This window comes from Streptomyces sp. CRN 30 (assembly GCF_034105845.1).
Genome location: NZ_JAVRHI010000061.1, coordinates 14,915 through 38,333, shown reverse-complemented (window position 1 = coordinate 38,333; position 23,419 = coordinate 14,915). Strand labels below are relative to the sequence as shown.

Annotated in this window: 23 protein-coding genes; 11 read left to right on the top strand and 12 right to left on the bottom strand. The window is 71.0% G+C overall.

Annotation, left to right across the window (positions count from 1 at the left end):
• Window positions 1-391: 391 nt before the first annotated feature.
• Window positions 392-817 carry a hypothetical protein gene (locus UW392_RS06210; protein WP_320773855.1) on the top strand — a complete coding sequence of 142 codons (426 nt, stop codon included), beginning with the start codon at window positions 392-394 and terminating at the stop codon, window positions 815-817.
• A 32-nt stretch (window positions 818-849) separates the two neighbouring features.
• On the opposite strand, the gene UW392_RS06205 is transcribed toward UW392_RS06210, so the two are convergent.
• Complete coding sequence (locus tag UW392_RS06205; RefSeq protein WP_320773854.1) at window positions 850-1,749, bottom strand: helix-turn-helix transcriptional regulator; 900 nt, start codon at window positions 1,747-1,749, stop codon at window positions 850-852.
• A gap of 146 nt (window positions 1,750-1,895) precedes the next feature.
• Here UW392_RS06205 and UW392_RS06200 point away from each other — a divergent pair, with 146 nt between their 5' ends.
• Complete coding sequence (locus tag UW392_RS06200) at window positions 1,896-2,849, top strand: aldo/keto reductase (protein ID WP_320773853.1); 954 nt, start codon at window positions 1,896-1,898, stop codon at window positions 2,847-2,849.
• A gap of 24 nt (window positions 2,850-2,873) precedes the next feature.
• On the opposite strand, the gene UW392_RS06195 is transcribed toward UW392_RS06200, so the two are convergent.
• The 3 genes from UW392_RS06195 to UW392_RS06185 form a co-directional block, all read right to left on the bottom strand.
• Window positions 2,874-3,290 carry a VOC family protein gene (locus UW392_RS06195; protein WP_320773852.1) on the bottom strand — a complete coding sequence of 139 codons (417 nt, stop codon included), beginning with the start codon at window positions 3,288-3,290 and terminating at the stop codon, window positions 2,874-2,876.
• Window positions 3,287-4,609, bottom strand: a complete 1,323-nt coding sequence (locus UW392_RS06190; RefSeq protein WP_320773851.1) for an erythromycin esterase family protein — start codon at window positions 4,607-4,609, stop codon at window positions 3,287-3,289. Before UW392_RS06190 ends, UW392_RS06195 begins: the two co-directional genes overlap by 4 nt.
• 92 nt (window positions 4,610-4,701) lie before the next feature.
• On the bottom strand, window positions 4,702-5,367 hold the full coding sequence (locus UW392_RS06185) for a CatB-related O-acetyltransferase (protein WP_414495659.1): 666 nt from the start codon (window positions 5,365-5,367) through the stop codon (window positions 4,702-4,704).
• A 158-nt stretch (window positions 5,368-5,525) separates the two neighbouring features.
• Here UW392_RS06185 and UW392_RS06180 point away from each other — a divergent pair, with 158 nt between their 5' ends.
• Window positions 5,526-6,104 carry a TetR/AcrR family transcriptional regulator gene (locus UW392_RS06180; protein WP_320773849.1) on the top strand — a complete coding sequence of 193 codons (579 nt, stop codon included), beginning with the start codon at window positions 5,526-5,528 and terminating at the stop codon, window positions 6,102-6,104.
• Window positions 6,105-6,135: 31 nt separating this feature from the next.
• On the opposite strand, the gene UW392_RS06175 is transcribed toward UW392_RS06180, so the two are convergent.
• Window positions 6,136-6,810, bottom strand: coding sequence for a TetR family transcriptional regulator (locus UW392_RS06175; protein ID WP_320773848.1), 675 nt, complete (start codon window positions 6,808-6,810; stop codon window positions 6,136-6,138).
• Between the two features lie 356 nt (window positions 6,811-7,166).
• Between UW392_RS06175 and UW392_RS06170 the strand changes: the two genes are divergently transcribed.
• The 4 genes from UW392_RS06170 to UW392_RS06155 all read left to right on the top strand — a co-directional run bounded on the left by UW392_RS06170 (window position 7,167) and on the right by UW392_RS06155 (window position 11,805).
• A complete protein-coding gene (locus UW392_RS06170; protein ID WP_320773847.1) occupies window positions 7,167-8,765 on the top strand; it encodes a GMC oxidoreductase in 1,599 nt (532 codons plus the stop codon).
• 115 nt (window positions 8,766-8,880) lie between these two features.
• Window positions 8,881-10,242 carry a lipase family protein gene (locus UW392_RS06165; protein ID WP_320773846.1) on the top strand — a complete coding sequence of 454 codons (1,362 nt, stop codon included), beginning with the start codon at window positions 8,881-8,883 and terminating at the stop codon, window positions 10,240-10,242.
• A gap of 249 nt (window positions 10,243-10,491) precedes the next feature.
• Window positions 10,492-10,857 carry a hypothetical protein gene (locus UW392_RS06160; protein WP_320773845.1) on the top strand — a complete coding sequence of 122 codons (366 nt, stop codon included), beginning with the start codon at window positions 10,492-10,494 and terminating at the stop codon, window positions 10,855-10,857.
• 42 nt (window positions 10,858-10,899) lie between these two features.
• Window positions 10,900-11,805: a tetratricopeptide repeat protein gene (locus tag UW392_RS06155; RefSeq protein ID WP_320773844.1), complete on the top strand. Its 906-nt coding sequence runs from the start codon at window positions 10,900-10,902 to the stop codon at window positions 11,803-11,805.
• A gap of 67 nt (window positions 11,806-11,872) precedes the next feature.
• Here the strand turns inward: UW392_RS06155 and UW392_RS06150 are convergent, their stop codons facing one another.
• Together UW392_RS06150 and UW392_RS06145 are read right to left on the bottom strand one after the other, a co-directional pair.
• The gene (locus tag UW392_RS06150; RefSeq protein WP_320773843.1) at window positions 11,873-12,154 is read right to left on the bottom strand and encodes a metal-sensitive transcriptional regulator; all 282 of its coding nucleotides are present in this window, start codon (window positions 12,152-12,154) and stop codon (window positions 11,873-11,875) included.
• A 35-nt stretch (window positions 12,155-12,189) separates the two neighbouring features.
• Complete coding sequence (locus UW392_RS06145; protein WP_320773842.1) at window positions 12,190-13,296, bottom strand: polyprenyl synthetase family protein; 1,107 nt, start codon at window positions 13,294-13,296, stop codon at window positions 12,190-12,192.
• A 281-nt stretch (window positions 13,297-13,577) separates the two neighbouring features.
• Between UW392_RS06145 and UW392_RS06140 the strand changes: the two genes are divergently transcribed.
• The gene (locus tag UW392_RS06140; protein ID WP_320773841.1) at window positions 13,578-14,399 is read left to right on the top strand and encodes an alpha/beta fold hydrolase; all 822 of its coding nucleotides are present in this window, start codon (window positions 13,578-13,580) and stop codon (window positions 14,397-14,399) included.
• 40 nt (window positions 14,400-14,439) lie between these two features.
• Here UW392_RS06140 and UW392_RS06135 read toward each other — a convergent pair whose 3' ends face one another.
• Window positions 14,440-15,024: a helix-turn-helix domain-containing protein gene (locus UW392_RS06135; RefSeq protein ID WP_320773840.1), complete on the bottom strand. Its 585-nt coding sequence runs from the start codon at window positions 15,022-15,024 to the stop codon at window positions 14,440-14,442.
• 97 nt (window positions 15,025-15,121) lie between these two features.
• Here UW392_RS06135 and UW392_RS06130 point away from each other — a divergent pair, with 97 nt between their 5' ends.
• Window positions 15,122-17,338: an MMPL family transporter gene (locus tag UW392_RS06130; RefSeq protein WP_320773839.1), complete on the top strand. Its 2,217-nt coding sequence runs from the start codon at window positions 15,122-15,124 to the stop codon at window positions 17,336-17,338.
• A gap of 87 nt (window positions 17,339-17,425) precedes the next feature.
• Window positions 17,426-17,821, top strand: a complete 396-nt coding sequence (locus tag UW392_RS06125) for a DUF4406 domain-containing protein (RefSeq protein ID WP_320773838.1) — start codon at window positions 17,426-17,428, stop codon at window positions 17,819-17,821.
• Window positions 17,822-17,950: 129 nt separating this feature from the next.
• Here the strand turns inward: UW392_RS06125 and UW392_RS06120 are convergent, their stop codons facing one another.
• The gene (locus UW392_RS06120) at window positions 17,951-18,421 is read right to left on the bottom strand and encodes a MarR family winged helix-turn-helix transcriptional regulator (protein WP_320773837.1); all 471 of its coding nucleotides are present in this window, start codon (window positions 18,419-18,421) and stop codon (window positions 17,951-17,953) included.
• Window positions 18,422-18,532: 111 nt separating this feature from the next.
• Between UW392_RS06120 and UW392_RS06115 the strand changes: the two genes are divergently transcribed.
• Entirely contained in the window at window positions 18,533-19,747 is a 1,215-nt protein-coding gene (locus UW392_RS06115; protein WP_320773836.1) for an amidohydrolase family protein, read from the top strand.
• A 42-nt stretch (window positions 19,748-19,789) separates the two neighbouring features.
• Here the strand turns inward: UW392_RS06115 and UW392_RS06110 are convergent, their stop codons facing one another.
• From UW392_RS06110 to UW392_RS06100, 3 genes are all read right to left on the bottom strand, one after another.
• Window positions 19,790-21,214, bottom strand: coding sequence for a cytochrome P450 (locus UW392_RS06110; RefSeq protein ID WP_320773835.1), 1,425 nt, complete (start codon window positions 21,212-21,214; stop codon window positions 19,790-19,792).
• The gene (locus tag UW392_RS06105) at window positions 21,211-22,314 is read right to left on the bottom strand and encodes a terpene synthase family protein (protein WP_320773834.1); all 1,104 of its coding nucleotides are present in this window, start codon (window positions 22,312-22,314) and stop codon (window positions 21,211-21,213) included. Before UW392_RS06105 ends, UW392_RS06110 begins: the two co-directional genes overlap by 4 nt.
• Window positions 22,315-22,476: 162 nt before the next feature.
• The gene (locus UW392_RS06100) at window positions 22,477-23,397 is read right to left on the bottom strand and encodes an AraC family transcriptional regulator (RefSeq protein WP_320773833.1); all 921 of its coding nucleotides are present in this window, start codon (window positions 23,395-23,397) and stop codon (window positions 22,477-22,479) included.
• Window positions 23,398-23,419: the final 22 nt, after the last annotated feature.

Sequence of the window (23,419 nt, the reverse complement as noted above, 5' to 3'; positions counted from 1 at the left end):
GGGTCGGGCCGGACGCCGAGCAACGGGCGGTGCGGCGCCTCCGCCGCGACCTCGACTCCGGCCGGTGGGCCGACCGCAACAGCGACCTCGCCCACCTCGACACGGCAGACCTCGGCCTCCGCCTGCTCGTGGCCTGAGTGGACACCGCTCCGGACCGACTCGCGACCCGGGGCACTCCTCCCCGTCGGCGAATTTCGTCGGCGATACGACGTCGACGGCAAGGCATCGACGGCAAGGCATCGACGGTAAGAAACGATCAGGAAACGGCTCCTGCCCCTTGGCCAAGATCTACCTCTTCGCTAACATCCGTTCGCTCCCGATTCACCTTCTGCTGTCGCCGTGCCACTCGCCAGCACGCAGGTGTGACACCGTCGATCCAAGGATGGCCAGGATGAAGAAGCACTCCAAGCTCATAGGCGCCGCAGCCGCCGGCCTGCTGGCCGTACTCGCGGTGTCCTCCCCCGCCTCCGCCTCCACCTACACCGTCACCTACCCGGGCCTCCACGCCGGCGACCTGTGCACCGACGAGCCGAACTACTGTGACGGGTCGGCGTCGTTCGTCCATGACGGCGACCACCTGCTGGTCTGGGACAACAACGCCGACGGGCACTCGGTGATGGTCATGTACTACCGGTCCGACAGCGGCGACACGCTGATCAAGGACTGGAACCATTACGGGAAGGGCTCCCGGCTCGACATCAACATGAACCTTCCGGAGTCCGGCCAGGTCGGGTACCGGGTCTGCCTCGGTGAGTACGGCACCAAGACCTACGACATGAACTCGTGTTCCGGCTGGCTGTACGAGAACGCCGCCTGACCCGTCCGCTCTCCGGCCGTGGCGAACGCCGGCTACCGGTCCCTGGGCCGTGCCGCTCCGGACTGCGGGGCGGCCCAACTGGCGAGGAGTCCGAGCCGGTCCTCGGACACGGTGTTGGGTTCGGCGGTGTAGATGATCAGGTCGTGCACGGCCCGGCCGGACAGGGGCAGGTCCAGGGAGTGGAAGGTCAGTTCCAGGTGGCCGGCGTCGGGGTGCCGGAGGCGTTTGACGCCGTCGTGGCGCATCAGGACGTCGTGCGCGGCCCACTGGCCGCGGAACTCCGGGCTGAGGGTGGACAGTTCGCCGACGAGTTCACGCAGGGCGCGGTCACGGGGCTCGCGCCCGACCTCGGCGCGCAGCAGGGCGGCGGTGGCGGCGCCGGCGGCGTCCCAGTCGACGAAGAAGTCGGGTGCACCGGGGTCGAGGAAGATGTAGCGGGCGATGTTGGGGCGGCCGCGCCTGTCGACGGTGGTGCTGTCGAACACCGGCGCGAGCAGGGCTCGGGCCAGGGGGTTGCCGGCGACGATGTCCGTCCGGCCGTCGCGTACGAACGCCGAGGACATCGTCATGGAGTCGAGCAGCCACTGGACCCGGGGCGGGATCTCGACGTCCCTGCGCCGCGACGGCGTACGGCTCGCGTGCCGCGATGTCCGGGCCAGGTCGAACAGGTAGGTGCGTTCGTCCTCGTCCAGTCGCAGGGCGCGGGCGACCGCGTCGAGGACGTCTTCGGAGACGCCGCCGATGTGGCCCTTCTCCAGCCGCGTGTACCACTCCGTGCTCACCCCGGCGAGGACGGCGACCTCCTCGCGCCGCAGCCCGGCGACCCGGCGACGGGCGCTGGTGGGCAGTCCGACCTGCGCCGGGGTGATCCTGGCGCGTCGGCTGACGAGGAAGTCGCGGATCTCGCCGCGGTTCCCGGGCTGCTGGTCCATGTCGTGCAGGGTAGCCGCCGGTCACAGGGCGAAGGGGGTCGAGCCTGTACCCCCCATGAACGCGACCTTCTCCGGTCGCCGCGCTCGCGTTCTCCTGGGGTTCGAAGGTTCCGACACGATCCCGAGAACGAACGACGAGGTAGGACATGGCGAGCAAGGCGCTGACTGTGCCGGCGGTGGCGTTGGGCACCTGGGCCTGGGGAGACAGCGGCGAGGCGGGCGACGGCTACTTCGGCAGCCGGCTGAGCGAGTCCGGCCTGCGAGAGGTCGTCGAGAAGGCGCAGTCGAACGGGTTCACCCTGTGGGACACGGCCGTGGCGTACGGCATGGGCCGCTCGGAGACCGTCCTCGCCGAGGCGCTGAAGGGCTTCCGCCGCAGCGAGTACCAGTTGTCGACGAAGTTCACACCGCAGCTCGCGGGCTACGGCGACGATCCGGTCGCGGACATGCTGGAGCAGAGCCTCGACCGACTGGGTACGGACTACGTGGACGTGTACTGGATGCACAATCCCGCCGACGTGGCGCGCTGGACGCCGTCTCTGATCCCGCTGCTCAGGAGCGGCACGATCAAGCATGTCGGCGTCTCGAACCACAACCTGGAACAGATCGCTCTCGCCGATCAGATCCTCGGCGACGCCGGCTTCCGCGTGGAGGCGGTTCAGAACCACTTCAGCCTGCTGTACCGGGCCTCCGAGCGCGCGGGCATCCTCGACCACTGCCGCGAGAACGACGTGCGGTTCTTCTCCTACATGGTTCTTGAGCAAGGAGCGCTGACCGGCAGGTACAGCCCGGCGCATCCGTTGCCGGACGGGAGCGACCGGGCGGCCGCGTACAACGGCGTGCTGCCCCGACTGGGGGCGCTGACGGACCGGATGGGGACGATCGGCGAGGGCAGGGGCGCGTCCGCCGCCGATGTCGCCGTCGCCTGGGCCCTCGCCAAGGGGACCACCCCGGTCATCGGCGTCACGAAGGCGGGCTACGTCGACGGGGTGGTCCGGGCTCGCGGCATCGGGCTCACCGACGAGGAGACCGCGGAGCTGGAGGCACTGGCGGATGCCGCGGACGTCGACACGCGCGGCTGGTGGGAGCAGGCAATGTGACAGTGGCCGGAACCGGCGGCGAGGCTACGCGCGTGGAGTGTCGTGGGTGGTGGTGGGTGCCAGAGTGCGCAGGACGTCGAATTCGTTGCCCTCGGGATCGGCCATGACCGTCCAGTTGCGGTCGTGGCCCTGGCCTACGTCCACGGTGGTGGCGCCGAGGCGGAGCAGTCTGGCGACTTCGTCGGCGGTGCTGCCGTCGATGGGGCTCACGTCGAGGTGGAGCCGGTTCTTCACGGCTTTTCCCTCGGGCACCTGGACGAACACCAGGGTCGGCGTCATCTGGCCGGCTCGGACGGCTTCGACGGTCGGCTCCCAGGAGCCGATCTCGACCTTGCCCGCGCTCCGTTCGAGCACGCTGAAGTCCAGGACTTCGCACCAGAAGGCCGCGAGCCGCTGAGGATCGTGGCAGTCGATGACCAATTCGGTGAACCTGCTGGTCACGGTCTCTCCCTGTCGGTGGTGGTGGAGACGGGCGTGCTGAGGATGCCGTCGAACGCCTCGATGACCGGGGTGCGCTGGTGGATCCCCTGCATCCGGATGCCGTCCGGGGCGGCGAGGTTCTCGGTGCGGGCAGGGGCGAAGGAAGCGACGGCGAGTCCGAGGCCGGTCGCGGCGAAGGCCGCTTCGATGCTTCCCGGCGCGGGCGGCTCCAGCGGAGTGTCGTGGACGGTGAAACCGTGCGGAGCGGCCTCGTCACGCCGCATGTCGGCGGTGTGGCCGGTGACGCTGGTCAGGCCGAGGGCGAAGTAGGAGTCACCGAGGGCGCGGTGCAGGTGCTGGCCCATGGGGAGCCCTGTGAGGTGGCCGTCGAAGACGACCGGCGTCTTCTGGATGTGGGCGTTGTGGGCCATCAGTACGACGCGGGCCGTGGGTTCGAGCCGGTCGAGGTGCCACAGCAGCGATTCCGCCATGTAGAGGTCGCGGGCGGACGTGTCGGCTGTGAGTCCCTCTCCGGCGAAGAGGGCGGCCATGGCACGGAAGGTGTAGTCGCCGTGGCAGGCTGCCTCCAGGCAGCGCAGGGCGGTGTCGTAGCTGTGCCGGTCCCCGCGAGTGAGGTACAGCGGTTCCAGGGCACGGAATCGGATGAGCAGCCGCGCCAGGAGTGCGCTGAGGGTGTCCTGTTCGGTGGCGGGCAGTCGCGCCCACGCGGGTGCGGCCACGGCTGCCGAGTCACCGGCGAAGGACGCGGCGATCGTCGTCGCCTGCTGGACCGTCGGCAGCGTCTCCGGGTCGATGTGGCGGAGGTAGTCCGCGACCGGGGCCAGGGCGGGGAGCAGTGACCCGCCGGCCGCCGGGATGTCGATGCCCGCGAAGCGGACCCGTTCCGTGGCGGTGGTGGTGGCGGCGGTCTCCGTGACTGTGTCTGCCGTGGCGGTGGCGGTGTTCTGGCGGCGGACGAAGCGGAGCGGCTCCTGGAGTCCGATCGGGACCGCGGTGGCCAGCAGCTCGGTGAGGTCGTCGTCCGTACCCGTGCCCTGGGCCCAGGCGTCCAGGGGTATGGCCTCGCAGAAGCCGTACTCGAAGGCCAGGACCGTGAAACCGCAGCGCTCGACGAGGAACCGCAGGAGACGCTGCCGCATCGCGGCGAACTCCGCGATGAAGTGGGAGTGTTCGCCGAGGGCGACCACGCGGGCGCCGTCGAGCATGTCGCGCAGCGGTTCCAGATCGTCCAGGTCGGCCGTCGGGTCGAGGTGAGTGAGCGGGGTGGCATGGCCTGTGAGCCAGTCGGTGAAGGGGGTTGGATCGGTGGCCGCGGACATGGGTGGCGGCTCCTTCGCAGGAGGTGATGGCGAACGCGGTGGGTGGTTGACGGTGGGCGGTGGGTGGTGGGTGGTGGGCGGTGGGCGGTGGATCAGGGGTGCGGGAGGGAGGGTGCCGCGTCCTGCAACTGGTCGACACTGCCGGACATGAGGGTCCGTACGTGCTCGCTGATGTGCTCGGGAGGCCAGTCCCACCAGGCCAGCGCCAGCAGCCGGGCGATGTCCGGGGCGCTGTAGCGGGTGCGGATGAGGCGGGCCGGGTTGCCGCCGACGATGCCGTAGTCAGGGACGTCCTTGGTGACCACGGAGCCGCTGGCGATGATCGCTCCGTGTCCGATCCGCACGCCGGGCATGACGGTCGTGCTGTGGCCGAACCAGACGTCGTTGCCGACGACGGTGTCCCCGCGGTCGGGCAGGCCGGTCAGCAGATCGAAGTGTTCGGCCCAGGAGCCGCCCATGGTGGGGAAGGGGAAGGTCGACGGGCCGTCCATGCGGTGGTTGGCGCCGTTCATGATGAACCGCACCCCGGTGCCCAGCGCGCAGAACTTGCCGATGACCAGCTTCTCCGGCCCGTAGTGGTACAGCACGTTGCGGGTCTCGAACGCGGTCGCGTCGTCGGGGTCGTCGTAGTAGGAGTACTCCCCGACGTCGATGAGCGGGGATGTGACCAAGGGCTTGAGCAGCACCACCCGCGGCTGGTCGGGCATCGGGTGCAGGACGGTGGGGTCGGCGGGTACGAGCACGGCGGGCTTCCTCATCGTGTGCGGGCGGTCTGGAGGCGGGCCTTCCCCCTCTCGGCCCCTCGATGAGCGAGACGGCACGTACCGTGCCGTAATGACGTGAGGAAGCGTGCCGCGATCATGCACATCTGTCAACACGGCACGTGCCGTGCCGATCGGCCGCTAGGGTGGCGACCATGACCAGAGCCCGTCGAAGCGGTCCCGACCTGACCCGAGCCATCATGCGCACCACGCTGGACCTGGGGCAGGAACTCGGTTACGCCGGACTCAGCATCGAAGCGATCGCCGCACGGGCCGGTGTCGGCAAGCACACCGTCTACCGCCGCTGGCCCTCCAAGGGCGCCCTGTTGCTCGACTCGGTGCTCTCGCTGGCTCAGTCGACCCTGGACTACCCCGACACGGGCGATGTCGCGGCAGACCTGCGTGAGCAGATCCACGCGGCCGTCGACCTCCTGGCCACGGCGCCGGTCAGACCCCTCTTCCAGGCGTTGGTCGGCGAGGCCCAGCAGGACCCCGCCGTGGCCGCCGCGCTCAACGAGCGCTTCATCGCCCCGCAGGCGAGCAAGACCGTCGCACGCCTGGAGGCGGCACGTGACCGGGGCCAACTGGCGCCCGACTTCGACCTGGACCTGGCCATGGCGGTCCTCTCCGGCCCGCTGTACTTCCGCCTGCTGATCACGCAGGAGCCACTGACCCACGCCTACGTCGACAGGATTCTCGACGCCCTGTTCGCCGGGATGGCGCCACGACCGTGACGTGACGCGGCCTGCCGGCGCCCGTACGCCGCTAGTACGGCAGTCCCTCCGCCGCGGCGCGGAGAGCCACGTCCAGACACGCGGCGATCTCGTCGCCCGGGGCGCCCGAGGCACCCGGGGCACTGGAGGCGTCCGAGGTGTTCGGGATCTGCGCGTACTTACGGGCGAACTCCTCCATCGCCGCACGCAGAGCGCCGTTGAGGGTGGCCGCGTGCACGGCCACCCTCAAGTCGCCGGCGTCCGCACCGGAACGCTCCGCGAGCAGCTCGGTCAGGACGGGCAGCGCGTCGTCGTGGGCCTGCAACCAGACGGCACGCAAGGCCGGTTCGGTGGACGTCATGCGAATCAGGTCGAGGATGGCGGGAGCGGCCGCGGGCAGATCACCCCTGCGGCACGTCTCCGCGAAGAACTCCAGCAGGCTCACGTCCGTCGGCCAGTGGCGCAGCCGTTCCACGACGAAGTCGAGCCCCGCCCCGAGCAGGGGCAGTACGCAGCTCTCCTTGCTCGGGAAGTGGCGCCACAGCGTGCGCGAGGAGACGCCGACGACCTGGGCGATCTGCTCCCCCGTCGTCGCGACGACGCCCTGCGAGGTGAACAGCCGGAGGGCCGCGCAGGCTATCTCGAACCGGAGCGCTTCCTTGCGGCGCTCGGTGAGGGACCGCTGTCCGCCTTCTCCCATCACGTGCCGCGGCGCCTGCGGCGACATCTGACGCACCCTCGACCCACCCCCCGCCCCGCTCCGGCTCACCGCAGCATAGTGGCCCACGCCGCGCCCGACGCGCCGAAGCCTGTGGCCCGGGAGGCAGCCGGTGACTGTCGGCGCGATGTGACGCGACGCTTGCAGACACCTTGTCACTGAGCGACACGCTTCCCTACTCTGCAGTAGGTGACCGTCGAGTAACCCCACTCGTCACCACCTCTATTTGTCATGCTCACGTCATTACATGACCCGCGGCCCACGGCCCACGGCCCACGGCCCACAGTCCAAGCCATCCCCCCATGCCCCCCATGCCCCCCATGCCCCCGGGACACTCTCCGCCTCCTCCCTCCAAGGAGCTGCCCATGTCCTCTCCCAGCAGGCGCACCCTCCTCACGGGCGCGGCCGCCGTCGCCGCGGCGGGCGTACTCCCCGCTCCCGTGGCCACGGCCGCACCGGTCCGTACCGCCCTGACCCGAGAAGAACACCGGGTCGTCGTCATCGGCTCCGGCTTCGGCGGCGGGGTCGCCGCGCTGCGGCTGGCCCAGGCCGGCGTCCCCGTCACGGTCCTGGAACGCGGCCGCCGCTGGCCGACCGGCCCGAACGCGGAGACCTTCCCGCGCGTAGCCGGTCTCGACAAGCGCGCGCTGTGGTACGGCACCCTGCCGGAAGCCGTCCGCCCGCTCGCCCGGCTGATCGGCACTCCGCTCGACTTCGAGCCGTACACCGGCCTTCTCGAACCGGTGCTGGGCGAGAACATCCTGAGCGTCTGCGCGGCCGGGGTCGGCGGCGGCTCCCTCGTCTACCAGGGCATGACCCTCCAGCCCTCCGAGGCCGTCTTCACCACCTGGCTCCCCGAACAGCTCGACTGGCAGCGCATGAACCAGGTGCACTACCCCCGCGTCGCCCGCATGCTCCAGGTGGCCACCGCCCCCGACGAACTGATCGCCGCCCCGACCTACCGGGCGCCCCGGATCTTCGCCGAGCGCGTACGGAAATCCGGTTACGGCCTGGAGAAGATCCCGATGCCGATCGACTGGGAGTACGCCCTGGCCGAACTGCGCGGCGAGATGAAGCCGTCGTACACCAACGGGGACTGCGCCCTGGGCGTCAACAACGGCGGCAAGCACTCCGTGGACGTGACGTACGTGCGGGAGGCCGAGGCGACCGGCAGGGTCACCGTGGCCACCCACCACAACGTCACCTCCGTCGCCCGTGCCGCCGACGGCCGCTGGGAGGTGCACGTCGACCGCACCGACGACCACGGCGTCGTACGGGAGCGGAAGATCCTCACCACGCGGGCTCTGATCATGGCCGCCGGCAGCATCAACACCACCAAGCTGCTGGTCCGGGCCGGGGCGACCGGCGCCGTCCCCGACCTGCCCGACGGACTCGGCGAGGGGTGGGGCACCAACGGCGACCGCATCTACGCCTGGACCGACCTGTGGGACGACTTCGGCAGCGAACAGGGCGGCCCCGTCGTCTACGGCAGCAAGGCGTGGGACGACCCGGCCACCGCCCACACCGTCATCCAGGCGTCCCTCCCCCCGCTGGGCATCAACACCCGTACCACCATGCTGGTCGGCTTCGGTGTCAGCCCCGACCGCGGCCGGCTGCGCTACGACTCCGCCACCGACTCCGTGTCCCTGCACTGGCCTTCGGACGGCGACAGCACCAGCCACCGCGCCATCCACCGCCGGGTCACGCGGATCTCCCAGGGCCTGGGCACCCTGACCGACACCAACTCCCTGGTGAACAGCACCTGGCACCCGCTGGGCGGCGCCCCCATGGGCACGGTCTGCGACCTGGAGGGACGCGTCCAGGGCCAGCGTGGCCTCTATGTCCTCGACGGCGCCCTCATCCCGGGCACGACCGGCGCCTGCAACCCCTCCATGACCATCGCGGCCGTCGCCGAACGCGCGATGGACGCCATCACCGCCGAGGACATCGGCACGGTCATCTGACCGCCACCCACCACCGCATCGTCCACCTTCACCCTTCACCCTTCAGACTCCGCACTCCGCACTCCGCACTTCCACTGCACACTTCACACTTCACACTCCACCCGAGGAGCACGCCTTGAGCCGCAAGAGATCACGCTCCCTCACCGCCTTCACCGGAGCCCGCCTCCTCGCCAGTGCCGTCGGGAGCACCGTCTGCCTGTGCCTGGCGACGACCGTTCCCGCCTCGGCCGCCGACACACCACCGGTCGTCTCACGCGGAGTCACCATCCCCGCGTTCTACAACCCTCCGTCCGAACTGCCCGCCGCGAACGGCGCCTTGGTCCGCACCGAGCCGATGAAGCTCGGACTGAGCATCCCCGGCCTGGACGGCCGCCCGATGCCGGGCACCGCCACCCGTCTGATGTACCGGTCCACGGACTCCTCGGGCCGGCCCGTCGCCGTCACCGGCACCTACATCGAACCGTCCGCGGCCTGGCGGAAGTCCGGACCACGCCCCCTGGTGGCGATGGCCTCGGGCACCATGGGCCAGGGCGACCAGTGCGCGCCCTCCTTCGCCCTGGAGAACCCGCTCACCCTGACCGGCGACACCGTCTCCGTCGGCTACGAGGCACTCGCCGTCTACCGCATCCTCGCCACCGGCGCGGCGGTCGTCCTCACCGACTACGTCGGCCTGGGCACCACCGACCGTCTGCACACCTACGTGAACCGTCTCGACCAGGGGCACGCCGTGCTGGACGCGGCCCGTGCCGCCCGCTCGGTTCCGGGCGCGTCGGTCACCGCCGCCTCCCCCACCGGGCTGTACGGCTACAGCCAGGGCGGCGGCGCGGCGGCCTCGGCGGCCGAACTGCAGTCCACCTACGCGCCCGACGTCCCGCTCGCCGGAACCTACGCCGGCGCACCGCCCGCCGACCTCACCTCCACCATGAAGGGCATCGACGGCAGCGCCCTGGCCGGTGCCCTCGCCTGGTCGATCAACGGTTTCGCCCAGGCCGACCCCGACCTGCGGGCCGTGGTGGAGAACAACATCAGCGACACCGGCAAGGCGGTACTGGAGGACGCCTCGACCATGTGTGTCGGTGACGCGATCTTCGGTTACGGCTTCGCCAAGTCGAGCAAGTGGACCAAGGACGGCCGGTCCATCGGTGACGTCATAGCCGCCGAACCCCGCGCGCAGGCCGCCCTGGACAAGCAGCGCATCGGTACGCGGAGGCCCACCGGTCCGGTACGGGTGGCCACCGGTCTGCACGACGACATCGTGCCGCACGCGCAAGCCCGGCAACTGGCCGTCGACTGGTGCCGCGAGGGCGGTGACATCACCTACGACGCCCTCGTACTGCCCAACCTCGGCGACAAGATCCTCACCAATCACCTGGTGCCGCTCCTCACCGACCAGGGCGACGCCGTCTCCTGGCTGACCGACCGCCTGGCCGGCAGACCCGCCGCCTCCAATTGCTGGAGCATGCCCCTCCAGCCCTGACCACCCCGCGCACCGCCGCACGACGGCGTACGGCGCCGCACGACGGCGTACCACGCACCGCTCCCTGCCCGACAGCCCGAGGGCACCCGCCCGGTCACCGCCGACAACCGGAGCACCAACCGGGGGCGTGGGCCGGGACCGGCTCAGCCTCCCGCGTGCTTCCACGCGCCCGCGCGCGGTGGGCAGCGATGCAAGACAGTGGGTGCCGGGCACCCTCGGGTGCGACACCGAGGGCGGTCGGGGGCGACCATGGCGATATGGCCGGCGTGCGCGTGGGGGCTGGTCGGGGCGGTACTGGTGGAGATGCGCGGGCTGTGGATCGCGCTCCAGCCGTTCCAGGCCCCGAAGTGGCCCTGGCGCGACGGCCGGGGCCGCCCCCAGGTGGCCGGCTACGGCATCGCCGTGGCCTGCCGCTTCGGTATGGCCGCCGGGCTGAACGCCGTGTACGCCGCCGCCGACCAGATCGCCGGTCCGCTGGGAGCCGTGACGATGGGCATCGCGGCGCCGCTGCTGATACAGCAACTGGCCGCGCAGAACGGGCCGTCGGCGCCCGACCCGCCTCGCTCGCGGTCGGCGAACAGGCCCCAGCATGCCTCAGCGGGTGAGCAGAGCTAGGCGAACCGGCCGTCCGGGCCGGTGCGACGACGGGAGGCGTGGATGCCCATTGACCTGAGCGCTGCGTTCCGCACGGCCCGAGCGCAGTTGGGGGGCCGCCCGCTCGGGCCCCTGCCACCGCGTTCGACCCTGTGGGGCTGGGTCCGTGCCGCGCTGGCGTTCCAGCAGGCCCGTCCTCGGCCGTCGGACGTGCCCGCTCCGGACGACAGCACCTTCCGCTACCTCAGGCGGCTGCACGCCGGCATCGGGTCTCGGCTCGGCGACCAGCTGACCCGGCCCGCCGGCCGTGGGTTCCGGTACGCCGTCGCGCAACTGGCCGTCGGCCACTACGAGGAGGGCATCGAGGTCCTGTCGGCCGTCATACGCGAAGAACCGGACCACGCGGCGGCTCTGGCGGCCAGGGCCGCCGCGTACCGCCTCACGGAGGAGGACGATCTCGCGGTCGCCGACGCGACCCGGGCCGTGCGGCTCCAGCCGGACCTGGCCTGGGCCTACGCCACGCGCGGAGCGATCCACCGGGTGGAGAAGGAGTACGCGCGGGCGCTCTGGGACCTGGACCGGGCGATCGAGCTGCTGCCCGACTACGAGTGGTGCATCGCGGGCCGCGGCGAGACCTACCGTCTGATGGGTCACCCCGAGCGGGCACTCGTCGACCTCAACCGCTCCTACGAGCTCAATCCGCGCAACGAGTGGGCGCTCCAGTGCAGGATCTCGGCGTACATGGATCTGCAGGACGGGCTGACGGCGTTCCGGGTCTTCCGCGAGGGCGTCGACGCCTTCCGCGACGGCGATGTCCTCCTGGGGATGGGGCTGCCGGCGCTGACGTACCGTCTGATGGGGATGGACCTCACCCGGTACGTCGACGAACCCCACGCCGGCGCGCCGCCCCAGCGGGCGGCCTCCGAGCGCCGACGGTGGCCGTGGACCGGCCGCAGAAAGCCCACGTGACGGAAGGCCCGCCCCGGCGGGCGGCCGGCGGGCCGAGGGTCCACAGCGCGCCGCGGCGCGCTGTGGCTCAGGCCAAGGAGAGGAACAGCTTCTCCAGCCGGGCACGCATCCGCTCCCGGTCGCCGGAGGCGGCCATGTCCTCGTCCGCCAGGCAGTGCTGCAGCCCGGTGGAGATGATCGCGAAACCCGCCCGGTCCAATGCCCGGGACGCCGCCGCGAGCTGCGTGACCACGTCCTCGCAGTCCCGCCCCTCTTCTATCATCTTGATGACACCGGCGATCTGCCCCTGCGCCCGACGCAGCCGGTTGACCACCGTCTTGAGTTCCTCAGCCGCCATCGCCAGTTCCACAGCCCGCACTCCTCAGAGATACCCCCTCGGGTATTCTAAACGCCCCCGTGCGCGACGCCCGGTGCCGTCGGACGGTGCCGCGTGCCCCACAGCGGCAGTCCTTCGAAGAAGTCGACCGCGTCGTCCCGCCACCGCCCCCGCCACCGGGCAGCCACCTGGCTCGCCGCCTCGGCGGCACGGCGTATCTCCGCGTCCAGTCGTTCGTCGACGCCGTGGCGCCGGGCGATGTCCCGCATCCGGGCGACGGTCTCCGGCGGGCAGTCGGGGGCCGCGAGTACCGACTCCACCCAGTCGCGCTCCGCCCCGCTCGTGGCGTCCAGGATCGCGCACACCGCATAGCTGCGGCGGCCCTCGCGCAGGTCCGAGCCGACCGGCTTGCCGACCGTGTCCGCGTCTCCGAACAGGTCCAGACGGTCGTCGTGCATCTGTCCGCTCACTCCGACCAGCCTCGCGTACCGGGCCAGTTCCTCCCCGTGCCGGGCCGGGTCCGCACCGGCGGCGAGCAGGCCGAGTTCCATGGGCGCGAGCACCGAGTACCGGGCGCTCTTGTACTCGGAGACCAGGTCCAGCGCCTGACGGTCCGGCACCGCCCCGAAGTCCCGCTCCAGGTCGAGGAATTGTCCCAGGACCGTGTCGGCGCCCGCCCTCGCCTGCGCGGCGGCCATCGCCTGCCGCAGTTCACCGGGGACCGGCGCGTCCAGCAGGACCCGTACCGACAGGAAGGCGGCCAGGTCCCCGGCGAGGATCGCCAGCCCGAGTGCCGTCCGCTCGCGGTCGGGGAACCGCCGCCTGTAGCCGTAGTACACCGAGGGCGCGCCCCGGCGCACCGGGGAGTCGTCGATGATGTCGTCGTGGATCAGACCGTGTGTCTGCAGCAGTTCGATGCTGATCGCGGCTTCGTCCAGTCCGGGTACCGGCTGCGGGGTGACCAGTCGCGCTGCCTCGTGCACGAGCGCGACCCGGAGCCGCTTCCCGCCGTTCAGCGACATGTCGCGCACCGTCTTCAGCGCCTCCGGCACGAACGAGCCGCGCCCGAGCGGCCGTCCTGCCAGGGAGTCGAAGTACCGCGCGAACAAGGCGTCGAAGCGGCGCCGGTGGCCGGCGAGCCGCTCGACGAGCTTCGCTTCGGTCTCCACAGTCATCGCTTCCTCACTCTTCCGGCTTCCAGCTTCCGACTTCCGGCTTCCAGCTTCCGACTTCCGACTTCCGGCTTCCGGCTTCCAGGGGGACGTTCGGCATGACCGGCCGGCGGGCCGGCCGCCGCTGCCGTCCCTCCATTTGATCAGGTGCTGAGGAAGGAGATCACGGCTGCCGAGGCATCGAAGGCCGCTACGTGTGGAAGGCGGTGCTTTCGAGGCAGATCTCAAGGCAGGTCTCAAGGCAGGTCTCAGAGCAGGTCCCGAGGTGGGAGAGGAGCGAGACGGTGGAGTGGACACTGGACGAGGAGTTCGAGACACCCGGAGGGGTGGTGCGGTGGGGGACCCTGGGCAGCGGGGACCCGCTCGTGCTGGTGCACGGCACGCCGTACTCCTCCTTCCTGTGGCGGGACATCGCTCCCGCACTCGCCCGCGACCGCAAGGTCTTCTTCTTCGACCATCTCGGCTTCGGCCGGTCGGAGCAGCGGGAGGGCCAGGATCTGAGCCTGGCGGCCCACTCCAGGAACTTCGCCGGGCTCCTCGACCACTGGGGGCTGTCGCGCCCCAGCGTCGTGGCTCACGACATCGGCGGGGCGGTGGCGCTGCGGACCCTGCTGCTGGAGGAGCGGAACTACCGGGATCTGACCCTCTTCGACGCGGTGAGCGGCGGCGAGTGGGAGCGAGGGCTCTTCCGGCTCTTCCTGGAGCACGAGGACGTCTTCCGCGAGCTGCCGGGTTACGCGCACGAGGCGCTGGTCGCCGCCCACCTGCGCCACGCCACGCACGCCGGTTTCCGGCCGGGGGTCCTCGACACCTTCCTCGCGCCGTGGCGTGGGGAGGCGGGCCAGGCGGCGTTCTACCGTCAGTACACCCAGATCAGGCAGGCGGACACGGCCGCGTACGAGCCTTTGCTGGGCGGTATCCGGATTCCGGTACGGCTCGTCTGGGGCCGCGAGGACCGCATTCTCCCTCCGGAGTACGCCGAGTGGCTCCACGACCGCGTTCCGCACGCGGAGCTGCACTGGATCGACGGCGCCGGTCACCTGCTCCAGGAGGACGCGCCGGGCCGGCTGCTGGCCTGCCTGACGGCCGGGTTCGCGTCGGTCTGAGCGTTTCGCCGACGCCGGTACGGCGCTTCCCGCGGCCGGGTCAGCCGTCGGTGGGACGGGCCGCGAGGGCCGCCATGCCGGCCCGGAGGAAGGCCATCGCGGCGGCGATGCCCTCGCGGGTGGGGCCTGGGCCGAGACACCCCACGACGGCCGCCGCGGCCGCCGCCGTCATCCGGGCGTCGAGGCTGTCGGGGGCCACGCCGTTCTCCTCGGCGAGGTGGCGGGCGCCGCGCTCGATGGTCTCGGCGATCCGCGTCTGCTGCGCCGTCTGGAGCTGCGGGTTGACGGCGAGCATCGTCTCGGTGAGGGACTGGAGCCCGTCCTGGTGCCGGTCCGCCTCGCCGGCCAGCCACTCCTCCAGGACGTCGATGGACGTCTGGTCCGCGCGGCGCCGCCCGAGCGCGGCGAACAGCCGTTCGTCGATGGAGTCGAGGTGGGCCAGCGCGAGGCTGAGCTTGGTGGGGAAGTACAGGGTGAGCGTGCGGCGCGAGACCTCGGCACGGGCGGCGATGTCGGTGAGGGTGGCCGTGTCGTAGCCGCGTTCGATGAACAGCTCGTATGCGGCCTTGAGGATCGCCTGGCGCTTCCTGGCCTTGTTCCGTTCCCGCAGTCCCTCGGTGCTCACGGAACGTAGCGTACTACCCGGCGACAGATTTTACACTCGGTGTAATTTGAGCCTACGGTGTAACTCACTTGTCTGTCGCGCGGAAGGAACGATCGGTATGGCGTCGCGTCTGTACTCATGGGCCCGGTGGGTCGTGCGTCACCGGAAATCCGTGACCGCGGTGTGGCTGTTGCTGCTCGCCGCGGTGGCCGCCCTCGCCGTCACCCTGCCGGGCAAGACCAGCAACGAGTTCACCGTGCCCGGTGTCGAGTCGCAGCAGGCGCAGGACCTGCTCCGGCAGGAGTTCCCGCAGGCGTCCGGCGCCCAGGCCCGCATCGTCTTCGCCGCACCCGGCTCGGAGAAGGTCACCGGGTCCCGGTACGCCCCCGGGATCGAGGCGACGCTGAAGGAGGCCGCGCGCATACCCGGCGTCGTGGCGGTCTCCGACCCGGCGGCCACCGGCACCGTCTCCGCGGACGGCACCATCGCCTACGCCGACGTCACCTTCTCCGACCCGGTAGCCGACCTGGACGAGAGCGCGCGGGAGCAGGTCGAGCAGGCCGGTTCGGCGGCCCGGGACACCGGCCTGCGCGTGGAGTTCGGCGGTACGGCCATGGCGCCGCCCACCGAGATCGGCGGCGTCGCGGAGGTGATCGGCGTGGTCGTGGCCGTAGTCGTCCTCGCCGTCACCCTGGGCAGTCTGATCGCCGCCGGGCTGCCGCTGCTGACCGCGGCCGTGGGCGTCGGCATCGGCGTGCTCGGCGTCATGTTCGTCTCCCGCTTCGTCGAACTGACCGGCACCGCCACCGTCCTCGCGGTGATGCTCGGTCTCGCCGTCGGCATCGACTACGCCCTGTTCATCATCGCCCGGCACCGCGAACAACTCGCCGACGACGACCAGGACGTCGAGGACTCCATAGCCCGCGCCGTCGCCACCGCCGGCAGCGCCGTCGTCTTCGCGGGTGCCACCGTCATCATCGCGCTCGTCGCGCTGTGCGCCACCGGCATCCCCTTCCTCAACGCCATGGGACTGGCCGCGGCCGTCACCGTCCTGCTCGCCGTCCTCATCGCCGTCAGCCTGGTCCCCGCGCTGCTCGCCTTCGCGGGCGCCCGGCTGCGCCCCCGCCGCAAGGCCGCGGACGGTCCGCGTGGTCCGCGCCGGGAACCGGGAGCGTGGGGCATGCGGTGGGGCCGCCTCGTCACGCGCCGCCCGCTGGTGACGCTGGCCGTCGGCACCATCGCCCTCCTCGCCGTCGCCGTACCCGCCCTCGACCTGCGCCTGGGGCTGCCGGGCAACAGCGCCCGGCCCGCCGAGTCCACCCAGCACAAGAGCTACGACCTGCTCAGCGAGGGTTTCGGCCCCGGCTTCAACGCCACCCTGGCCGCGGTGGTCGACGCCCGGGACATCCCCGCCGACCGGCGGGCCGCCACCCTGGAGGCGCTGCGCGGCGATCTGGCCGGGCAGCGCGGTGTCGCCGCGGTCGCCCCGCCCGCCGCCAACGCGGACAAGACCGTCTACCTGATCGGCGTGGTACCCGCCACCGGGCCCGACGACGCGGCCACCACCGACCTCGTGCACCGGATGCGCGACGCCGACGCCGCGACCGTCGCGCAGGCGGGCGGCACCCTCTACATCGCCGGCACCACCGCGTCCACCATCGACGTCTCCGACAAAATCTCCGACGCGCTCCCCCTGTTCGTCGCCATCATCGTGCTGCTGGCCCTGGTGCTGCTGACGGCCGCGTTCCGTTCCCTGCTGGTGCCGCTCAAGGCCGTCGTCGGGTTCCTGCTGTCGGTGGCCGCCGCCATCGGCGCGAGTGTCTGGGTGTTCCAGGACGGACACCTGAGCGGGCCGCTGTCCGTGGCCGCCGCCGCGCCGATCGCGTGCTTCCTGCCCGTCCTCCTGATCGGCGTCCTGTTCGGCCTCGCCATGGACTACGAGGTGTTCCTCGTCAGCCGGATGCGCGAGCACTACGAGCACACCGGCGACGCCGAGGAGGCCGTCGTCCACGGCATGGCCCGCAGCGGGCGCGTCGTCTGCGCGGCGGCCCTGATCATGACCGCCGTCTTCGCCGGGTTCATCTTCAACCACGACCCGATCATCAAGTCGATCGGCTTCGCCCTGGCCTTCGGTGTCGCCGTCGACGCGTTCGTCGTCCGTATGACGCTCGTTCCCGCCGCCCTGGCGCTCCTCGGCGACCGTGCCTGGAAGCTGCCCGCCCGGCTCGACCGCCGTATCCCGCACATCGACATCGAGGGTGCCCGGCTGCCGGCCCGGACGCCCGCCGCACCGGCGGTGGCGGAACCGGCCGCCGCGGAGTCCCGGACAGGGTGAAGTGAATGTCCTGAGTGGGTCAGTCCACTGTCCCCATTCTCGCATGGTCTTGCATGTTTCTGCATGTAGCGTTGTATCGTTGCGTCCATGAACGACAAGCCCATGCTCATTCTCATCGCCGGGCCCTACCGCTCCGGCACCGACGGCGACACGCAGGCCATGGCCGCCAACCTGGCCCGTCTCGAAGCGGCCGCGTGGCCCGTCTTCGCCGCCGGGCACCTTCCCGTCATCGGGGAGTGGATCGCCCTGCCCGTCCTGCACTCGGCCGGCGCGGGCCCCACCGACCCCCTGGCCGAGCAGGTTCTTTACCCGACCGCACAGCGCCTGTTGGACCGCTGCGACGCCGTACTGCGGCTCCCCGGCGACTCCAAGGGCGCCGACCAGGACGTCGCCATCGCGCGCCGCCGCGGGCTGCCCGTCTACTACGACATCGCGGAGATCCCGGACCTCGGCCGACAGGAGACCTCCCTGCCGACAGGGTGAACAGCGTGAACGGGGCGAACAGGGTGAACGAGGCACCCAGCCGTAGCGTGCACGTTTATGCACGATCCTGCCGCCGCTCGGCGCCCCGGCCTGCCTGCCACGACGGAGGCCGGCCGGGGCGCCGCTCGTTCAGTCGCGGCGGTTCGCGGCCTGGTTCCTGGACCAGGCGGTGGCGTCGACTCCGTACCGGACCAGGAGCCGTGCGAACTGGGTCCGCTCCCGCGGTGACCAGGCGACGGTGATCTCCAGGAACGCTTCGCGCTGTTCGGCGGCGAAGCGGTCGCGTTCGGCCTCGCCGTGTTCGGTGAGTTCCAGCACGGTGCGGCGGCCGTCGGACTGGGATGCCGCCCGCCGCAGCAGCCCGTCCTCGATGCAGGCGGCGACGGTCCGGCTGGCCACCGGCTGCGCGACACCCATCTCGGCCGCGAGCCCGCCGACGGTCGTCTCACCCGGCGCGTCGGCGATGACGTTGAGCACGAGGTTGCGGGAGAGGTCCTTGCTCGATGCCGGTGCGCGTCGCCGCAGACGGGACAGGGCCGGGCCGATCTGATCCAGCGCCGGGTCGTCGGAGGGCCGCTCGGAGGAGGACGTGCTGCTCATACGCCGATTCTAGGCGCGGCCGGCTCATTTGCATACCCTTCATTCAGTACATAGCATCAGGTATGTAAATGCCGGACGAGCTGAACGAGTCAGGAAACGAGGCGGACCGCCATGGCGCTCACCGCGATCACCAACGCGCAGATCTTCGACGGGGAGAAGGCGGTCGGCGTACGGACCGTGGTCATCGACGGCGGGAGGATCGCCCGTATCGGCGGCGAGGCTCCGCGGGGCAGCGAGATCGTCGACGGCAGCGGCGCCACCCTGCTGCCGGGACTCATCGACGCCCACGTCCACTCCGCCCCGGGTTCCCTGGCGCTCGCCCTGCGGTTCGGGGTGACGACCGAACTGGAGATGCAGGGGATGAACACCCGGGAGAACCGGGGGGCCGTCACCGACGACGACACCCAGGCCGACGTGCGCTCCTCCGGCTTCGCCATCACACCGCCCGGTGGTCACCCCAGCGAGCTGATGCCCGAAGGCTTCCGGCCGAAGTGGGACCTTCCGCCGGTGATGCCCCTCATGCCTTTCTCCAGCACCCCCGAGGAAGCGGCCGCCTTCGTGCCGCAACTCCTCGCCCGGGGCTCCGACTTCATCAAGTTCATGATCGACGACGGCAGCGTGGAGGGACACCCCGGGCTGCCCGCGCTCGACGGGGCCACGGTGCGCGCCGGTGTCGCCGAGGCCAAGAAGTACGGTGCCCTGACCGTGGCCCACGCGCTGACCGTGGAGGCCACCAGGACGGCCGCCGAAGCCGGTGTCGACGGCGTCACCCATGTCTTCATGGACCAGCCGCACACCGCCGAGATCATCGACGTGATCAGGGACGCGGGCATGTTCGTCATCCCCTGTGTCACCCTCAACGCCTCGATGATGGGGATCACCGGCGGTGAACTCGCCGACGACCCCCGGGTCGCCGCCCGCCTCGACGCCGACTGGGACCGGACCCTGCGCTCCAGCTACAACCGCTACCCGCAGGGCAGCCTCCAGGACGTGTACGACACCGTGCGCGCGCTGGACGCCGCCGGTGTCGACGTGCTGGCCGGCACCGACGTCTCCATGCCCGAGACGTTCTTCGGGGGCCTGGCGCACGGAGCGAGCCTCCACCACGAACTGCAGTACCTGGTGGCGGCCGGCCTCACCCCCGCACGGGCCCTGCGCGCGGCCACCGCGACCACGGCCCGCCGCTTCCGCCTCAGCGACCGGGGCCGCGTCGCCGAGGGCCTGCGGGCCGACCTCCTCCTGGTCGACGGTGACCCGGTCAGCGACATCAGCGACACCCTCAACACCCGTGCCGTCTGGCGCCGCGGCACCCGCCTGGCGGCCTGACCGGCACCCCGCCCCTGCCGGGGCGACCGGCCGGGAGCACGGTCACCCGGGGGTGGGTGCCGGGACGGTGCCGGTGTCATGCCGCACATGACGTTCCGCCACCCGCATCCGCAGCCGGGCCGGGGTCAGGACCGTGCCCGGCTTGGGGCGCGGCCGGCTCGACGGGGCTTCGTCCAGCTGCCACCGGGAGAGGATGGCGGCCAGGAGCAGCGCCACCTCGGTGAGTGCGAACCGGTCCCCGACGCACTTCCGCGCACCTGCCCCGAAGGGGATGTACGCGCTCCGCTCGGCCGGGGCCCCGCCCGGCTCCTCCCAGCGCCGCGGGTCGAACGTCTCGGGGTCCGGGTACAGCGCCTCCTGATGGTGGATCAGGTAGGGGCTGAAGATGATCGTGGTGCCGCGCGGAACGCGGTGGCCGCCCAGGTCGGAGTCGTCCGACGTCGTACGGCTGGAGATCCAGCCCGGGGTGTAGACCCTCAGGGACTCGTTGATGACGGAGGTCAGTCCGGGCAGCGCGGGCAGGTCCTCGATGGTCGGGATCCGGCCTACCGCGTCCACCTCGGCGAACGCCCGCTGCCGCTGCTCCGGGTGGTGTGCCAGCAGATACAGGGTCCAGCTGGTGCTCCCTGCGGTGATCTCGGTGCCGGCGAGCAGGAAGGTGATCACCTGGTCGACGATCTCGTCGTCCGAGAGCCCGCGCCCTGAGGGCCCGTGGCCGGAGGGTCCATGGCCGGAGGGACCGGGACCGTCGGACGGTTCGTCCCGTGACGCCAGCATGGCGGAGAGCAGGTCGCCGTGGTCCTCTGCCTGGTCCCGGCGGCGTTCTTCGACGATGGTGAGGGCCTCCTGACGGAGCCGGGTGTGGGCCCGTCGGTAGCGGCGGTTGCCCGGGGTGGGGAGCTTGTCGAAGGGCGGCACCATGAACATGCGCCAGTAGAACCCCTTGAAGAGAATCCCCGCGTCCTTGCCCATCTCGCGGGCGCGCTGAACGGAGAGGGAGTCCGAGAAGAGGGTGAGGAGCAGGATGCGCATGGTGACCCCGACCAGCTCGGGCAGGACGTCGATCTCCTGCCCGTCGTGCCACGTCCGCGTCGTCTCGACGACGCAGTCGGTCATCACCTTCGCGTAGCCGGGCATCCGGTCCTGATGGAACGCCGGCTGGATGAGCCGGCGCTGCCGGCGGTGCTGGGCGTGCGGGCAGCTGCCGACCCCGTCGCCGATGACTTCCCGTGCCCGTTCGAAGAGCAGTCCCCCTTTGTCGAAGGTGCGGTCGTCGCGCAGCACCTGGTCCAGCAGGGACGGGGAGCAGACCAGCAGGACGTCGGTGGCCGCGACCCGTAGGCGCAGCAGTTCCTGTCCCGGCGGCACACTCCGGAAGAGGCCGAGCGGGTCGCGGGTCAGAGGTATGAGGTGGCCGAGGACAGGGCTCTTCCCCGGTGCCATGGGGATCTCCTGGAACGATTTCATGCTGCCTTTCCCTCCTTCACCTGGCTCCGCCACCAGGAAGCGAAGGGGACCGAGAGGAATGCGGGTGTCTCCCGTGGTGCGTCGGTCCACGGCTTCGGCCATTCGATGACCGGGCCCTCCGGGTCGCCGGAATTCGCCGGCTTCAGAAAACGGTCACTGGTGCGGGCGTAGTCCAGGTATCCGCGGATCCACTGTCCGAGACCGGCCGTGTAGACCTCTGCCGTGCTGCTCGTGTCCGAGCACCTGGTGTGCTGTTCGCTCAACGTCAGGAACAGGCTCATCAGACCGTCCCGGAAAGAGGCCGCCGCCTCCAGTGCGTCGGTCTCACCGCGACAGCGCTCGTTCAACAGGACGGCGACCATGTTCTGCGGCGCCGGGAAGCCGTAACGGGAACTCCGGTACGTCTCCTTTCCGTAGGACGTGATGTCGTTGTCGCATTCCACGATGAGACCGGCCAGGTCGGCGAGGGCCCGGACGTGCGGTGAGGTCACCACCTCGTCCGGAACCTCGTACCCGCACGCCACGTCGGTGAGCATGAAGGCGGGCTGCATGGCTCCCGTGTAGAACACGGTCAGCAGGTAATCCGCCATGCTCACCGGGGCGGCCGCCGCCCGGTTTCCCGCCTCGCCGGTGATGCCGAGGAAGTATCCCGCCATCTCGGATTTCCATCTGCTGATCTGGGTGGGAGTGGCGCATGTGTCGAGCCGTTGCCGTATGTCCCGCAGCGACTGGGCCCAGGGATGCCCGGTGAGGATCCGGGTACGCGGCGCCTCCAGGATCCGCAGCAGTTGGAGCGTCAGAAAGTCGAGCCGGACGGGGCTCCGGCGGTCATCGGTCTGTTCGTCGCAGAAGGTGTCGTCGAAGGTGTGCAGCCAGTAGAGGAAGTCCGAGTAGATCTGGAATCCTTCTCCGCTCCCGTCCGGCACCGTGTAACCGGCGAGGAATCCGGCACGGGTCCGTGTCAGGTTGTTCCAGTGCGCTTCGTCCCGGTACGCGCGGTGCCGTTCGATCCATTCGAGGCTGCGCTTGTCGGCCTGTTCCGTCAGCGGGCACAGCCGCGACGGGATCGGGCAGTAGAACGCGGGAATGGTGATCTTCATGGCACTGATCCGCCAATCGCGGGGCCTCGGAGCGGACGGAACGTCTCACTCCGGTGCGGTGCTGCGGTGCGGTGCGGTGTGATGCGGTGCGGTGCGGTGCAGTACGAGAACTCTTCTCAGGCTACGCCGTAGCCGGGCGCCGCGGCGGTGGGATTCCGCCAGCTATGGAAGCCGCAGCCGGGAACGGTACTCGCCCGGCGGAACGCCCCGGGCCCGTCGGAAGGCCCGGCTGAAGGCGTGCGGGGAGGCGTAACCGACCGCGCCGGCGATCGACTCCACCGGTTCGTCGGTGTCGCGGAGCCGGACGGACGCCAGGTCGATGCGCCACCGTGTCACGTACGCGCCCGGCGTCTGTCCGAGGGCGGACCGGAAGTGTCTGGACAGTGTCGTCCGGGAGACCGCCGTCGCGGCCGCCAGGGACTCGGTGGTCCAGGGGTGTTCCGGCCGGGCGTGGACACACGCGAGGGCGTCGCGTACGACCGCATCGCGCATCGCGCCCAGCCATGAGCCGGACGGCTCCTGGGGGTGACGGGTCAGCCAGACGCGTACGAACTGGATGAGCAGGAGGTCGACGATGCTGTTGACGGCGGCGGTGGTGCCGATCTGCGGCTGCGCGAGCTCCGCCGTGAGAAGCTCGACCGTCTTTCTGAGCTGTGTGTTCTCCCGGCTCGTGACGTGCATCGGCCGGGCGAGGGAGGTGAGCACCGGCGTGCTCACCTCCGGGTCCTGCTCGTAGCGCAGGACGAGCACTTCCGTGTGCGCCGGCGTCGAACCCAGGTGCAGGGGGCTGCCGTCGGTGAGGGCCCGGTCCGTCGCCCGGCGGTCACAGGAGCCCATCGTCGTACCGGACCCGCCGGCTATCCCGTGGGCGGTGCCCGGCGGCAACAGGACGGCGTCTCCCGCCCGCACCTCCAGGGGCGTACCGCCCGAGGCGTGGAGCCACATCGAGCCACGGGACACCACGTGCAGTGCCGCTCCCGGGGAGGAGTCCAGCCACAGGCCCCAGGCTCCTCCGGCCTTGAGCACGACACCGAGCGCCCCGCGCGCACCCGATACGCGCAAGGCTTCCGCGAGTACGTCCATCGTTCCCCTTCTCACGGCGGTG